Annotated in this window: 15 protein-coding genes; 4 read left to right on the top strand and 11 right to left on the bottom strand. The window is 73.4% G+C overall.

The window, feature by feature from the left end:
* Positions 1 to 24 precede the first annotated feature (24 nt).
* From BS73_RS34880 to BS73_RS20275, 10 genes are all read right to left on the bottom strand, one after another.
* Positions 25 to 951, bottom strand: coding sequence for an acyl-CoA dehydrogenase family protein (locus tag BS73_RS34880; RefSeq protein WP_051940159.1), 927 nt, complete (start codon positions 949 to 951; stop codon positions 25 to 27).
* Positions 948 to 2,024 carry an acyl-CoA dehydrogenase family protein gene (locus tag BS73_RS20315; RefSeq protein ID WP_037574532.1) on the bottom strand — a complete coding sequence of 359 codons (1,077 nt, stop codon included), beginning with the start codon at positions 2,022 to 2,024 and terminating at the stop codon, positions 948 to 950. The genes BS73_RS34880 and BS73_RS20315 overlap by 4 nt, the downstream gene beginning before the upstream one ends.
* Positions 2,017 to 2,655 (bottom strand): acetate--CoA ligase family protein, encoded by a 639-nt coding sequence (locus BS73_RS36385; RefSeq protein WP_235215703.1) that lies wholly within the window; start codon positions 2,653 to 2,655, stop codon positions 2,017 to 2,019. The genes BS73_RS20315 and BS73_RS36385 overlap by 8 nt, the downstream gene beginning before the upstream one ends.
* The gene (locus tag BS73_RS20305) at positions 2,571 to 4,217 is read right to left on the bottom strand and encodes a CoA-binding protein (RefSeq protein ID WP_037574528.1); all 1,647 of its coding nucleotides are present in this window, start codon (positions 4,215 to 4,217) and stop codon (positions 2,571 to 2,573) included. Before BS73_RS20305 ends, BS73_RS36385 begins: the two co-directional genes overlap by 85 nt.
* A complete protein-coding gene (locus tag BS73_RS20300; RefSeq protein WP_037574526.1) occupies positions 4,214 to 4,996 on the bottom strand; it encodes an enoyl-CoA hydratase/isomerase family protein in 783 nt (260 codons plus the stop codon). Before BS73_RS20300 ends, BS73_RS20305 begins: the two co-directional genes overlap by 4 nt.
* Before the next feature lie 130 nt (positions 4,997 to 5,126).
* A complete protein-coding gene (gene pepE, locus BS73_RS20295; protein WP_037574525.1) occupies positions 5,127 to 5,870 on the bottom strand; it encodes a dipeptidase PepE in 744 nt (247 codons plus the stop codon).
* Between the two features lie 186 nt (positions 5,871 to 6,056).
* On the bottom strand, positions 6,057 to 6,695 hold the full coding sequence (locus tag BS73_RS20290) for a GTP-binding protein (protein WP_051940157.1): 639 nt from the start codon (positions 6,693 to 6,695) through the stop codon (positions 6,057 to 6,059).
* On the bottom strand, positions 6,679 to 7,041 hold the full coding sequence (locus BS73_RS20285) for a DUF742 domain-containing protein (RefSeq protein ID WP_037574523.1): 363 nt from the start codon (positions 7,039 to 7,041) through the stop codon (positions 6,679 to 6,681). The genes BS73_RS20290 and BS73_RS20285 overlap by 17 nt, the downstream gene beginning before the upstream one ends.
* A complete protein-coding gene (locus tag BS73_RS20280; RefSeq protein WP_037574521.1) occupies positions 7,038 to 7,463 on the bottom strand; it encodes a roadblock/LC7 domain-containing protein in 426 nt (141 codons plus the stop codon). The genes BS73_RS20285 and BS73_RS20280 overlap by 4 nt, the downstream gene beginning before the upstream one ends.
* On the bottom strand, positions 7,460 to 9,925 hold the full coding sequence (locus BS73_RS20275; protein WP_161789684.1) for a sensor histidine kinase: 2,466 nt from the start codon (positions 9,923 to 9,925) through the stop codon (positions 7,460 to 7,462). The genes BS73_RS20280 and BS73_RS20275 overlap by 4 nt, the downstream gene beginning before the upstream one ends.
* A 387-nt stretch (positions 9,926 to 10,312) precedes the next feature.
* On the opposite strand from BS73_RS20275, the gene BS73_RS20270 reads away from it, so the two are divergent.
* Positions 10,313 to 10,663, top strand: a complete 351-nt coding sequence (locus BS73_RS20270) for a type II toxin-antitoxin system VapB family antitoxin (RefSeq protein ID WP_051940155.1) — start codon at positions 10,313 to 10,315, stop codon at positions 10,661 to 10,663.
* 204 nt (positions 10,664 to 10,867) lie between these two features.
* Entirely contained in the window at positions 10,868 to 11,536 is a 669-nt protein-coding gene (locus BS73_RS20265; RefSeq protein WP_322987313.1) for a LytR C-terminal domain-containing protein, read from the top strand.
* A gap of 212 nt (positions 11,537 to 11,748) precedes the next feature.
* Here BS73_RS20265 and upp read toward each other — a convergent pair whose 3' ends face one another.
* Positions 11,749 to 12,387 (bottom strand): uracil phosphoribosyltransferase, encoded by a 639-nt coding sequence (gene upp, locus BS73_RS20260; RefSeq protein WP_037574516.1) that lies wholly within the window; start codon positions 12,385 to 12,387, stop codon positions 11,749 to 11,751.
* A 283-nt stretch (positions 12,388 to 12,670) separates the two neighbouring features.
* Between upp and BS73_RS20255 the strand changes: the two genes are divergently transcribed.
* Positions 12,671 to 13,228 (top strand): tRNA adenosine deaminase-associated protein, encoded by a 558-nt coding sequence (locus BS73_RS20255; protein WP_235215469.1) that lies wholly within the window; start codon positions 12,671 to 12,673, stop codon positions 13,226 to 13,228.
* Positions 13,229 to 13,274: 46 nt separating this feature from the next.
* A complete protein-coding gene (gene tadA, locus BS73_RS20250) occupies positions 13,275 to 13,820 on the top strand; it encodes a tRNA adenosine(34) deaminase TadA (RefSeq protein ID WP_051940154.1) in 546 nt (181 codons plus the stop codon).
* Positions 13,821 to 13,829 lie beyond the last annotated feature (9 nt).

The raw sequence follows: 13,829 nt of genomic DNA, 5'->3' as shown, positions 1-13,829 counted from the left end.
GCGGTCAGAGCCTACTCAGGCCGCTCACCCCACCGGCGCGGTGAGGTCCCAGAGCTCCTCCTCCGCGTCCGGCAGCTCGGCCAGTCCCCAGTCGCGGCCGACCAGGCCCTCGTCCCGCCCGGCCCACAGCAGGGTGGTCCTGCGGTGGAGGCCGGCCTCGCCGGTGATCCCCATGGCGCCGTGCAGCTGGTGGGCGACGGCCGCGATCCGCCCGACGGCCTCGGCGGCCACCGCCCGGGCCCCGGTCAGAGCGAACCGCAGCGACCGGTCCGCTCCGTCCACCGCCGCGGGCACCCGGAACCTCCGCTGCGCCTCGCGTACCGCCGCGGCCATCCCGCGGTGGGCGACCGCCGCCTCGCCGAGGCTGGTCCGCACCGCCGGGATCCGGATCAGCGGACGGCCGAACTGCACCCGCTCCTCGACGTACCGCCGGGCCTCCCGGATCGCCCCGTCGGCCGCCCCGAGGAGCTCCGCCAGGAGCAGCAGCCGGGCCAGCTCCCCGGTGCGCGGGGTGTCGTCCTCGGCCGGGTCGCCGCCCGCGCCGCCCGCGCCGACCGCGCACGGCCGCCCGGCCAGGTCCAGGCCGGTCGCGCCGGGGGCCCACACCCCGTACGCCGTCGGATGGACCAGGACGCCGTCCGGGCCCCGGCTCTCCTCCGGCGCCCGGTCGCCCGCCGCGTACCGGGCGACCAGCGTCTGCCGCACCGGCAGCGGCACCCCGGCGCGGCCCAGCGCCTCCACGGCCCCCACCGCCGAGTCGATCAGGTCGGGGTCCGGCTCCGCGGCCAGATCGGCGCCGTCCAGGACGCCGGTCCAGCCCAGCCGGACGGCGGTGGCCCAGTGCCCGGGGAAGTCCGGCGCGGCCGAGACGTCGGTCCCGGGGGCCGGGGGCGGCCAGTCCGCGACCACCTCCAGCACCGTTGCGTACAGGGTCCGGTCGAAGTCGTTCATCGCCGCTCTCCCTTCGCGATGATGGACAGCAGGATCTGCGCCGCTCCGCCGCGGATTCCGGAGGCCGGGGCGGCCACCACGCACTGCCGGAAGAGCTCGCGGACCGCCGCGTCGGCCCGCGCCATCATCGGCCGCGCCCACTCCACCACGTCCAGCTCGAAGCGGTTGCCCAGGTACTTGCTGACCGCCGCCTGGTAGACCGGTCCGCGGCCGGCGTCCATCTCCTCGGCGTTGCTCCGGGCCAGTGCCCTGAGCGCGGTCAACCTGCCCATCAGCTCCCGCAGTTCGCGACGGGCCTGGTCGTCCGGCAGCCCGGCCCGGACGACCGCGGCCAGCAGCGGGTACATGGAGAGGAAGCGCTCGGGGCCGCCGCGCTCGTAGGACAGCTGGCCGACCACCTGGCGCCAGCCCTCGCCGACCCGGCCGAGCACCCGGCCGGCCGGCACCCGGACGTCCTCCAGCACGACCTCGTTGAAGTGGTGCTCGCCGGCGAAGTCCAGGATCGGGTGGACGGTGATCCCGGGGCTGTCCATGTCGAGGAGGAACTCGGTGATCCCCTCGTGCCGGTCCTCCTCCCTGCCGGTGCGGGCCAGCAGGTAGAGGTGGCTGGCCCGGTGGGCGCCGGAGGTCCAGATCTTCCGGCCGTTGACCAGCCAGTCGCCGTCGGCGGTACGGGCGGCGAAGGTGCGGACGGAGGCGAGGTCCGAGCCGGCGTCCGGCTCGCTCATCCCCAGCGCGAAGGTGATCTCGGCGCGGGCCAGCCGGGGGCAGAACTCCTGCTGGAGCTCGGGCGTCCCGTGGGCGATCAGCGCCGGGCCGATCTGCCGCTCGCCGATCCAGTGCCCGCTGACCGGCGCCCCGGCGCGCAGCAGCTCCTCGGTGACGGCGAGCCGGTCGGTGTACGAGCCACCGCCTCCGCCGACCTCCGTGGGCCAGTTGACGGCGAGCAGCCCGCGTCGGCCCAGCTCGCGGCTGAACTCCGGGTCGGCCGGCCCCGCCCAGCAGTCGGCCCGCGGGACGAAGTCCCACTCCGCCAGCAACTCCCGTACGCGGTGCCGCAGTTCCTCACTCACAGCCGCTCCCCTCAGCCTGCGGTCCGGCGAGCGCGGCGACCAGGTCGACCGCGGTCGCGCCCTTTCCCTCCGGGTGGACGATCAGCGGGTTGACCTCCAGGTCGAGCCGGCCGTCCAGGGCCACGGCCAGCCGGGAGACCCCCACCAGGGCGTCGACCACCGCGTCCACGTCCACCGCCGGCTCGTCGCGGAATCCGTGCAGCAGCCGGCGGAACCGCAGACCGTCCAGCAGCGCCCGGGCCCCGGCGGGGTCCAGCGGGCAGACGGCCGTGCGGATGTCCTGCCAGATCTCGGTGCGGGTCCCGCCGAGGGCGACGCTGACCAGCGGCGGGTAGCCGTCCTCCGCCCGCCGTACGGACAGCAGCAGTTCCAGCCCCTCGGCGACCTGGGTCTGGGCCAGCACCGCGGCCTCCCGGGCCGCGTCCGCGTCCCAGGCGGCGATCCGCTCGGCGATCCGCTGGAACGCGCGCTCGGCGCCGGCCGGCCGGACGCCGAGGGCGACCGCGCCGATATCGCTCTTGTGGGTGAGGCCCGGCGCCCGTCCCTTCAGCACGGCGGTCCCGCCGACCTCCGCGACGGCTCGTGGCGCGTCCTCGGGGCGCGTGATGACCACGGTGCGCGGGGTGGCGATGCCCAGCGCCTCCAGTACCTCCCGCCCCTCCGCCTCACCGATCGTCCCGTCCGGCCCGGCCGCGCGGAGCACGGCGGCCACCGCCGCCTCCGTCCCGGCCTCCTGGGCCGGCCCGTCGGCGTCGGGGGCGGGGCGGGACCGGGGCCGGCATCGGCGCCGGCGCCCGTCACCGCCGCGGCCGCCCAACCCGTCGCCGCCGACGGCGAGTCGAAGACCGGGATGCCGGCCCGCACCAGGGCCGCCCGGGCCTCCGCCGTCTCCTCCGCCCCGTACAGCCAGACGACGGCCGCGGGACGGCCGGCCAGTTCCGTGGTCATCCGCTCGGCCAGGTCCACCGCGTCGGCCCCGCGGATCCCGGTGACCACCACCAGGGTGAGGTCGACCCCGGGGTCGTCGGCGACCACCCGGCAGGTCCGGCCGAACTGCTCCCGATTGCCGAGCACCTCGGCGGTGACGTCCACCGGATTGCGGGCGTGCCCGAAGTCCGGGATCAGCTGCGAGAGTCGCTCCACCGTCCGGTCGGCGAGCCGGGCGGCCCGCAGACCGTGCCGCTCGATCCAGTCGGCGGTCAGGATGCCGGCCCCGCCGGAGGTGGTGACCACGCCGATCCGCGGCCCGGGCACGGTCCGCCGCGCGGTCAGCGCCACCGCCCGCTCGACCAGTTCGCCGAAGTCCTCGACGGCGACCACCCCGGCCGCCCGGTTGACCGCGTCGAAGGCGCCGGCCCCGCCGATCATCGAGCCGGTGTGGGCCGCCGCCGCGGCCCTCCCCGCCTCGGAGCGCCCGGCCCGCAGCACCACGACCCGCTTCCCGGCGGCCGCCGCGGCCGCCACCGCCCGCCGCCAGGTACGCCCCTCGGGTATCCGCTCCAGGTAGGCCGCGATCACCCGCACCCGGTCGTCCTCGACCAGGCCCTCGACCACCTCGGCGACCGTGACGTCGCACTGGTTGCCGACGGACAGCCAGGCGGTCAGGGGGGTGTGCCGACCGGAGGCCAGGGAGAGGAACGAGCCACCGAGCGCCCCGCTCTGCCCGACGTAGGCGAGGCCGGAACCGTCCTGCCTGCGGCCCGAGCCGGCCTCGGCCAGGTCGGTCACCGACCGGCTGAAGGCCCCGTAGAGTCCGGCCGGCGTGTACATCACGCCCTGGCAGTTGGGGCCGATCACCCGCAGCCCGGTGGCCGCGGCCAGCTCGTCCACCTCCCGCTGGAGGAGGGCGCCCGCCTCCCGCCGGGTCTCCGCGAATCCGGAGGAGAGGACGACGGCGGCCGGCACGCCGGCGGCCGCGCAGTCCCGCAGCACCTCCGGGACGCCCCGCGCCGGGACCATCACCAGCGCCAGGTCGACGGCCGCCCCGATCTCCGCGACCGTGGCGTGGCAGGGCCGTTCGCCGATCCGGTCGTAGCGCGGGTTGACCAGGTGGACGGCCGGCCCCTCGGCCCCGGCCGAGGTGAGGTTGGCGATCAGCGCCCCGGTCAGCCGCGCCCGCGGCGAGGCGCCGACCACGGCCACCGACCGCGGCCGCAGGACATGGTCGAGCAGCGCGCCCGGCACGCCGCTCACCGTCCCTCGAAGGTCGGCTTGCGGCGCTCCTGGAAGGCGGCCAGCGCCTCCTTGGAGTCGGCGGTGGACTGCACCACCGCCTGATGGGAGGCGATCAGGTCGAGGGAGGCCCGCAGGTCGCCGTTCTCCCCGTGCCGCACCGCCCGCTTGATCAGCTGGACGGAGACCGGGGGCATCGCCGCGAGCTGCCCGGCGAACTCCTCCAGCCGGGGCCGGAACCCGTCCACCGGCAGCACCTCGTCCACCAGGCCCCACTCCAGCGCCCGTCCGGCCTCGACGAACTCGCCGGTCCAGAGCAGCCGCAGGGCACGCGAGCGGCCCACGATCCGGGGAAGGAAGTACGCCCCGCCGTCCCCGGGCACCAGGCCGACCCGGACGTAGCCCTCGGAGAGCCGGACGGTGTCGGTGGCGATCCGGTAGTCGCACATCAGCGCCATGTCCAGGCCGGCGCCGACGGCGGCTCCGTTGATCCCGGCGATCAGCGGCTTGTTGAGGTCCTCCACGGCCCGGATCACCTGGTGTACCTGATCCGTCATCAGCTTGCGGTTCTGCAGCGGGGTGCGCTCCCCGCCGCCGTCCAGGCCGCTGAGGTCGGCGCCGGCGCAGAAGGCGTCGCCCGCGCCGGTGAGCACCACCGCCCTGATGTCCTCGTCCCGCTCGAACTCGCGGTAGGCGGCGGCCCATTCGTCGAGCATGTCGAAGGTGAAGGAGTTCTTGCGCTCCGGCCGGTTGAGCGTGAGCCAGCCGATGTGGCCTTGCTTGGAAACGATCAGCGTCACGTCGTGGTGTCCCCTCGCAGTGCGGTGTGCCGCGCGGTGTGCCGTCCGGCGATTGGATCCAATCCAACGGCCGACGCCGGTGCACTGTCAAGGTTTTGGATCCAATCCGGCCGGAGGCGGCCGGTACCGCTCAGTACCCGGGGCAGTCGAACCTCGGCTGGGCGGCGAGCAGTTCGGAGAGGTCCGTGCCGGCGGCCAGCTCCGCCGGCTCCGCCCCCCGGCGGAACAGCCGGCCGGGCCGGGCGCCCTCCGGTACGCCGTCCACGACCGCGCGACCGTCCGAGACCCGCAGCCAGGCGCCCTCGCGCAGCCCCAGCACCGGGACGTCGTTCTCCTCGAGGAACTCGGTCAGCCGCACCTCCCTGGTCTCCCCCTTGTGGGTGGAGGACGGGTCCGGGTCCAGGTAGTGCGGGTTGATCTGGAATGGCACGAAGCCCAGCGCCTCGAACGAGGGCGGCTGGACGATCGGCATGTCGTTGGTGGTGCGCAGGGTCGGCGCCGCCATGTTGGTCCCCGCGCTGGCGCCCATGTACCGCAGCCCGTCCCGCACCGCCGCGCGCAGCGCATCCCGCAGCCCCGTCCGGTAGAGCGCGCCGAGCAGCCGGAAGGAGTTGCCGCCGCCCACGAACACCGCGTCCGCCGCCGCGAGTTCGGCCACCGGATCGGCCCCCTCGTGCACCCCGCGCACACTGATCCCGACCGGCTCCAGCGCCGCCCGCACCCGGTCGGTGTAGCCGTCGTGGTCGGCCAGCGCGTACGGCACGAACGCCAGCCGGCTGCCGGATCCGCCGACGAAGCCGGCCACGGTGTCGAGCACGTGCTCCAGATAGCCGCGCCCGTGCTGGGTGGAGTTGGACAGCAGCAGAAGCTCCATGGGTTCCTCTTCTCGCCTTCCCGCTCGGTGCCGTCAAACGGCCGCCGAACAGCCGGTACGGGCGCGGCGGCGCCCGGACGACGGTAACCCCTCGGGAGAACGGGGCTGAGCAGGGCAGAGGAAAGGAGGCCGGGACGCCTCCGGGGCGGAACCCCGGAAGCGCCCCGGCCTCCCACCGGGCCGGGCCTAGCGCGCCATCGCGCCGGCCGCGCCCCGCGTCTCGACATGCCGCTGGATGACCCGGTCCATCAGCGCGACCAGCACATCGCGCACCGAGGACCGGTTCCGGGCGTCGCAGTACACCACCGGAACGTCGTCCGAGAGGCCCAGCGCCTCCCGCACCTCCTCGAGGTCGAACTGCTGGGCGCCGTCGAAGTGGTTGACCGCCAGGACGAACGGCGCCGACCGCTCCTCGAAGTAGTCCACCGCCGGGAAGGAGTCCTCGATCCGGCGGGTGTCCGCCAGCACGACCGTGCCCAGCGCGCCTTCCACCAGGTCGTCCCAGAGGAAGGAGAAGCGGTCCTGCCCGGGCGTCCCGAACAGGTACAGCACCAGCGTCGGATCGAGGGTGATCCGCCCGAAGTCCAGTGCCACGGTCGTGGTGGTCTTGCCGTCCACCCCGTCCAGCGAGTCCACGCCCACCGACACCTCGGTGATCGCGGCCTCCGTATCCAGCGGCTCGATCTCGGAGATCGCGCCCACGAAGGTGGTCTTGCCCACCCCCAGCCCCCCGCTGACCACGATCTTCGCGGCCAGTGGGACTTCCTGCGGGCCGGCGGCGGAAGCGCCGCCCGCGCCGTTCCTGTGGTCAGAGCGACCGGACATGGTCCCTGATCCTCTCGATCACGTGGAGTGGCAGCTCCTCGGCCTGATGGACGGTCAGCAGCTCGGCCACCACCAGGTCGGCGATGAGCACCTTGGCCACCCCGAGGGGCACCCCGATGCCGCCGGCGACCTCGGCCACGGACTGCGGCGTCTGGCAGAAGGTGACGATCCGCCGCCTCTCGAACTCCAGCGGCGCGAAGAGTGAACCGGGCGCCGCGGTCACCAGCGTCTCGAGACGCAGCCCGTCCTGGACGGGCCGGACCCGGCCGCCGGTCATGATGAACGGCCGGACGAACAGCGAGTCGTCCGGCGCCCCCTCGTCCTGCTCGCGCTCGACCGGGCTCATCGCGGAAGCGCCTGCCTCAGGTCGGAGATGAGCTGCGGGGTGAGCAGATCGCCGGCCCGCTCGGCCAGCACCGCCATCTCGTACCCCACCAGGCCGAGGTCGGCGGTGGAGTCGGCGAGGACGCCGATGCAGCTGCCGTCCCGGATGGCCGAGACCATCAGGAAGCCCCGCTGCATCTCGATCATCAGCAGCTTCATCCCGTCGAAGTCGTACCGCCGGGAGGCGCTGCGGGCCAGCGAGGCGAGCCCGGAGACGACCGCGGCCAGATGGTCCGCGTCGGTCCTGCCGAGCCCCTCGGAGACGGCGATCAGCAGTCCGTCCGAGGAGACCGCGACCGCGTCCCGCACTCCGTCCGTGCTTCTGACGAAGTTGCCGATCAACCAGTTGAACGTCTGCGAGTCCGCGTGCATGTCGACGGTCACGAGACACCTCCCTCACCGGTGGTGCTGCTGCTGTTGCTGTTGCTGCCAGTGCTGCTGCCAGTGCTGCTGGTGGTGCGCGCGCCCCGGTCGTGCGCCGAGCGCAGCGCGGAGAGCATCGCCTTGACCTCCTCCGGGGAGCGCTCGGGCGTGCGCTCCTCCCCGGCCTGCCAGCGGCCGGAGGTCTCGTTGACCGCCGCCGAGATGGCACTCCGCCGCGGCCGCTTGACCAGACCGTTCCTGGTACGCGCCCCGGAGGCGCTGCGCGCCCCGGGAATCCTGGCCGCGCCGGCGCCGTACGCGCCGCCGCCGGAGACCGGGCCGCGGAGCTCCTCGACCGGAGCCGCCGCCTCCAGTTCGCCGATCCGCTGGCCGACCATCTCGCCGCTGCGGATCTCCGGCAGTGCCCCGGTGTCGATCTCCCGCTGGAGTTCCGGAGCGTCGTCCACGGGCAGCTCCGTGCCGCGGTCGGTCCGCTGGACGTGCACCTCCTCCACCGCCCGCTCCTCACTCCGGTCACCGGACCGGGTCGCGGCCGACCCCGAGGAGGTCAGCATGTTGGCCGGCGCCCCATGCCCGGGCATGCTCTCGGCCAGCAGGGCGGCCGGCAGCAGCACGCGGGCGACCACACCGGCCGCCGGTGCCTCGCCGAGGCGGACGTCGATGCTGTGCCGCTTGGCCAGCGAGCCGACCACGTAGTGGCCGAGGAACTTGGTGGGCTCGGCCATGAAGCTGGCCGAACCGGAGAGCCGGACGTTGGCCTCGGCGATCGCCTCGGGGCTCATCCCCAGGCCGTGGTCGACGATGGCGATCAGGTAGCCGTTGCTGGTGCGCCGGCCCTCGATCTCCACATCCGAGTCCGGCGGGGAGAAGCTGAGGGCGTTCTCCACCAGCTCCGCCAGCAGGTGCGCGACCTCGGCCACCACCGAGCCGTTCACCTTGATCTGGTCGATCCGGCGGAGGGTCACCCGCCGGTACTCCTCGACCTCGGAGAGCGCCGCCCGGATCACGTCGGTGACGGTCAGCGGCTGCGCCCAGGGGCGCGGGCTGGCCTCGCCGGCGAGCACCAGCAGCGATTCGGCGTTCCGCCGCATGCGGGTGGCCAGGTGGTCCAGCTCGAAGAGGTTGGCCAGCTGCTGCGGGTCGGCGTCCTCGTGCTCCAGCTTGTTGATGAAGCCGATCTGGCGGCGGACCAGGTTCTGGTTCCGGCGGCCGAGGTTGACCAGCGACTCGGTGGCGTTCTTGCGCAGCACCGTCTGCTCGGTGGCGAGGTCGAAGGCGACCCGCTGCACCTTGTCGAAGGCCTCGGCGACCAGCCGGACCTCGTGCCCGGAGTGCTCGGGGATCCGCAGCGGCTCGGGGGCCTCCTGCGCACCGCCGGTCTCCTGGACCCGGTTGACGGCCTCGGGCAGCGTCTCGGTGGCGGTGCGGTCGGCCTTGCGGGCGAGGACGCCCAGCGGGCCCGAGATGGAGCGGGCGGCGCCGACGGAGAGGCCGCCGAGGATCGCGACCGCGGCCAGCGCCAGCAGGCTGAAGAGCACCACCTGCTGCTCGGCGTCGGCCTGCAGCTGCTCGGCCCGGGCGATGACGTCGTCGCCGTACGCGACCTGGACGGTACGGAGGTCGTTGATGGTCTGGGTCATGCCGGTGTACCACTGGGTGGGCGGGATGACCGTGGGGTCGAGCCTGCCGCCCTGGCGGATCGCCATCTGCTCCCAGCCGAGGACCCGCTTGGCGTGGTCCGTCGTCCACACGGCGTCGACGGCGGACTGCTCCCTGGGCGTGGTCCACAGCGGCAGCGCCTTGATGTTCGCCTCGCGGGTGCCCAGGTCGGTGACGTACTGGGTGTACCAGTCGTAGACGAAATGCTGCTGCGGCAGCGAACCCGTCATCAGGGCCCGCTGCTCGCCCATGGCCTCCTTGCCGTTGCCCAGCGTCAGCAGCGCCTGGATGTGGTTGCGCAGCTCGGGGTCGGAGGCGTTTTCGAGGCCGAAGGTGAAGTGGGTCAGCTTGGTGTTGTTGTCGGTGAAGAACCAGTAGTTCTTGAGAAGGTCGCCGTGGCCGTTGTCCACCGCCTGACGGATCCCGACCAGCCCGGCGAGCATCGAATCGAGTCCGGCCCTCGCCTGGTTGGAGGCTGCGTCGTGCCGGCCCTTCACCAGCGCGTGGACCGCGCTCGCGGTCTGGGCGGAGAGCTTGCGTTCGGCCATCTCGTTCGGCCACTGGGCGGTGGTCCCCGCGATCAGCGCGTCGGTGAGGCCGCGCTCCTTCTGCTCCTCATGAACAAAACTCTGCAGGGTGACCAGGAGCTTGGTCTGGTACACCGTGTCGGCCGCTTCGCGGTAGGTGGAGATCTGGGTGGCGACCGCGCTGCCCAGCAGAGCGAGCACCAGGGCCAGCGCGAGGACCAGGATCCGGAACAGCTTGGCGCGGATTGTCCGCGGGGCGATCACGGTATTCCACAACCGGCCGTGTTTTCTCGGCGGGCCTTTCTTCGCGTGGCCGGCGGGGCCGCGCAGGTCTCTGATAGTCGTCATGCGTGTGGTGACTGACACCGAGCCTCCGGTGTGCACTTGATCAAGTTGACCGGGCCCCTTGTGGGACTTGGAGCGCTTCACAGTACTCAGGACGCAGCGGGCCCAAATCCCGCTCTGGCACACTGAATTCGTTCCGGTGAAGGACCGACCGGAACTGTTCGATCTGATGATCGGAGCAAATCGAAGCAACGTCTTTTCAGGCGCTTTTTCGATTACCTCGGCCACCGACTTCGACCGGCCCCGGCGCGCGCCGGCGGCCCCCGCGCCTCCCATGCCCTGCTGCAGGGCGGCCCCGGGGACCGGTAGGCTTTCCGTGTGATCTTCAAGCGCATCGGCAATGGACGGCCGTACCCCGATCACGGCCGGGCGAGCACCCGCCAGTGGGCGGACGTCGCTCCCCGCCCGGTACGCCTGGACCAGTTGGTCACCACGAAGGGCCAGCTGGATCTGGAGACGCTGCTCGCCGAGGACTCCACGTTCTACGGCGACCTCTTCGCCCATGTGGTCAAGTGGCGGGGCGACCTCTACCTCGAGGACGGTCTCCACCGGGCGGTGAGAGCCGCGCTCCAGCAGCGCCAGGTCCTCCACGCGCGGGTGCTCGAACTCGACGAGGACGGCAAGGAGATCGTCGGCGGTGGGGGCGAGGCGGCGGAACTCGACGAGTGAGGCGGCAGGGGTGCGCTGAGCACCCGTCAGGTCGCTTTACGAGACGGCCCGATACGGCGCAGGCGCCCATTCGGGTGTCCTGGTCGCCCATATGATGATCTATTAGTTCCCACCGTCCGGGCCCGGCACTAGTCTCGTGGTAGCAGCCAATCCCCTGGCAATCCCCAGGCATCCCCGCCCAACGAGGAGGCGACCACGGTGAGCATGCTGACGCCCCCGGGCATGCAGGGCAAGCAGTACCGGATCACGGGCAACGCGTACCCCAGGCTGCATCGGCCGAACAAGCGCCGGAAGCTGCTCGCGGTGGTCGCGGCCGTCGTGGTGGCGGGCGTGCTCGGCTGGGGGACCGTTCAGCTGATCGGCGTCTTCGGCGGCAAGCCCACCGCCAACGCGGCGGTGGGCTGCGCGGGCAACGGCAGGGCGGCCGCCCGGGCGGCGACCGCGAGCGCGGCCGACGCCGCCTCGGCGAGCGCCTCCGCGGCTCCGCAGGCGGGGCTGCCGGCGCCGTCCGCGATCACCGTCAACGTGCTGAACTCGACCAACCGCCCGGGTCTGGCCGCCCAGACGGCCGCGCAGCTGAAGCAGCGCGGGTTCAAGATCGGCAAGATCGGGAACGCGCCGGCCGCGCTGGAGAACAAGGTCACGGGCTCGGCGCAGGTGATCGGCGGACCGTCCAGCGACCAGGTCGCCACGGTGGTCGGCACCGAGGTCCCGGGCGCCAAGGCGACCACCGACTCGCGCACCGACGCCGCCGTCGACCTGGTCATCGGCACCGGCTTCAAGGCGCTGGCCACCCCCCAGCAGGCCTCCGCGGCGCTGGCCGCGGCCGCCCACCCGCACCCGGCGGCCAGCGCCAGCCCGTCGCACTGCTGATCCGCTGATCCGCTGATCCCCCGATCCGCGGCCCGAACGGAGCGCCGCAGGCGCGAGCAAGGGGCGCGGGGAACCGCGCGGCCCGCGTGCAACGGCGCCGCAGTCGACAACGGTGCCTGGGTTGCGACCCAGTAGTCGTCGCCGGCCGCGGCGCCGTCGCGCGTCGGCCGCGCGGTTCCCCGCGCCCCTGGCTCGCGCCTGCGGCGCGACCGCTAGTCCCCCGCCGTGCCGTACAGCCGGTCGCCGGCGTCGCCCAGGCCGGGAACGATGTACCCGTGCTCGTTGAGGTGGTCGTCGACCGCCGCCGTCACCACCGTCACCGGCTGCCTGGCCAAATCCTTCTCCATCCGGGCCACCCCCTCCGGCGCCGCCAGCAGGCACAGCGCCGTGACGTCGTCCGCGCCTCGCTCGATCAGCAGCCTGATCGCCGCGACCAGCGTCCCCCCGGTCGCCAGCATCGGATCCACCACATACACCTGACGGCCCGACAGGTCCTCCGGCATCCGCGAGGCGTACGTCTCGGCCTGCAGGGTCTCCTCGTTCCGCACCATGCCGAGGAAGCCGACCTCGGCGGTCGGCAGCAGCCGGGTCATCCCGTCCAGCATGCCGAGCCCGGCCCGCAGGATCGGCACCACCAGCGGGCGCGGGTGGCTCAGCCGCACGCCTTGGGTGACCGCCACCGGCGTGGTGATCTCCACGGTCTCGGTGCGCACATCCCGGGTGGCCTCGTAGGCCAGCAGGGTCACCAGCTCGTCGGCGAGCCGCCGGAAGGTCGGCGAGTCGGTGCGCTCGTCGCGCAGGGTGCTCAGCTTGTGCGCGACCAGGGGGTGGTCGACGACGTGAATCCGCATGTCGAGACAGTACGCGACGCCGAACGCCGACCGAAAGCGAGCCCGGCCCCGGCCGGGGCCAACCGGAGGAACCTAATCCGCTTCCGCGTGAGCCACGACACGACCAGCCAGGACGCGCGCGCGAACAGCCCCCGTAACGCGGCGCTTTCTGTCACGATGCGGTTGGGGGCGATGCCTCCGCCTGCGGCGGTCACCCCGCCGGTCCGCAAAGAGCTGAGACCCTGGGAGAGTCCTGGTGGCGTACTTCGCTGCATTGCTCGCTCGCACCGAGGACGGGTGGGACGTGAGCGAAACGGAGCTTGACGACATCGAAACCCTCTCCGACCTGGCAGACCTCGCCCGGGAGGCGGGCGAGTCGGCCGGCGACGGGGACACGGTGCTGGTCTTCATCGAGCAGGAGGACGCGTGGTTCGCGGTCGTCCGGGTGGACGGCGAGGAGGACCCGCGGATCTTCGTCTCGGACGGCAGCGCGGCCGCGCGCAGCGCGTACGGGGAGATCATCCTCACCGACGAACTGCTGGGCCGCGAGTCCGGCGACGGGCTCGACGAACTCGACCACCTGGTCGCCGAGTTGGACGAGGCCGAGGCCCAGGCCGAAGCCCCGGACCGGCTCGAATCCGACGACGAGGACGACGACCCCGAAGACACCGAAGCCGACGACTACGCCGACGACGACGCCGTTCCGGCCGGGCCGCTTGGCGACGCCGGCGTACTGATCGACTTCGGGGTGGACGCCAAGACCCTGATGGACCTCAGCGCGGAGAGCGCCGGCCCGGGCGAGGCCCTGGCCGAGATCGCCGACGCGCTGGGCTGCGGAGAGGTCCTGGAAGCCGTCCGCTGAGCAACCTGACGACCCGAACGGCAGAGCACCCCCCAGACTGGGGGGTATGCACGAACCGGTGACCGCCGCCCCCGCCCAGCACCACCCCCGCCCCGACCCGGTGCGGGACCGCTGGCGGGAGCCCATGCGCGCCGCCATGGCCGAGGCCGCCCTGGCCCCGGCCACCGGCGACGTGCCGGTCGGCGCGCTGGTCTACGGTCCGGACGGCGAGCTGATCGGCCGCGGCCACAACGAGCGCGAGGCGGTCGGCGACCCCACCGCCCACGCCGAGGTGCTGGCCATCCGCCAGGCGGCCGAGCGGGTGGGGGAGTGGCGGCTGTCCGGCTGCACGCTGGTGGTCACCCTGGAGCCGTGCACCATGTGCGCGGGCGCCATCGTCCTCTCCCGCCTCCGGCGGGTGGTCTACGGCGCCGTGGACGAGAAGGCCGGCGCGGCCGGATCGCTCTGGGACGTGATCCGCGACCGCCGCCTCAACCACCGCCCCGAGGTGGTCCACGGCGTCCTCGCCGAGGACTGCGCGGCCCAGCTGACAGCCTTCTTCGACGACCGCCGCGACCAGCACCCCGACCCCCGGGAACCGTTTTGGGACTGAGCACCCCCT

Source organism: Phaeacidiphilus oryzae TH49 (genome assembly GCF_000744815.1).
GTDB lineage: Bacteria > Actinomycetota > Actinomycetes > Streptomycetales > Streptomycetaceae > Phaeacidiphilus > Phaeacidiphilus oryzae.
Note: the sequence above shows the minus strand (reverse complement) of the source record. Positions and strands in the feature narration are given on the sequence as shown.

Coding starts and splice junctions, on each gene's coding strand:
- BS73_RS34880 (WP_051940159.1), bottom strand. CDS start 951: ATGAACGACTTCGACCGGACCCTGTACGCAACGGTGCTGGAGGTGGTC.
- pepE (WP_037574525.1), bottom strand. CDS start 5,870: ATGGAGCTTCTGCTGCTGTCCAACTCCACCCAGCACGGGCGCGGCTAT.
- BS73_RS20290 (WP_051940157.1), bottom strand. CDS start 6,695: ATGTCCGGTCGCTCTGACCACAGGAACGGCGCGGGCGGCGCTTCCGCC.
- BS73_RS20285 (WP_037574523.1), bottom strand. CDS start 7,041: ATGAGCCCGGTCGAGCGCGAGCAGGACGAGGGGGCGCCGGACGACTCG.
- BS73_RS20265 (WP_322987313.1), top strand. CDS start 10,868: ATGCTGACGCCCCCGGGCATGCAGGGCAAGCAGTACCGGATCACGGGC.
- upp (WP_037574516.1), bottom strand. CDS start 12,387: ATGCGGATTCACGTCGTCGACCACCCCCTGGTCGCGCACAAGCTGAGC.
- tadA (WP_051940154.1), top strand. CDS start 13,275: ATGCACGAACCGGTGACCGCCGCCCCCGCCCAGCACCACCCCCGCCCC.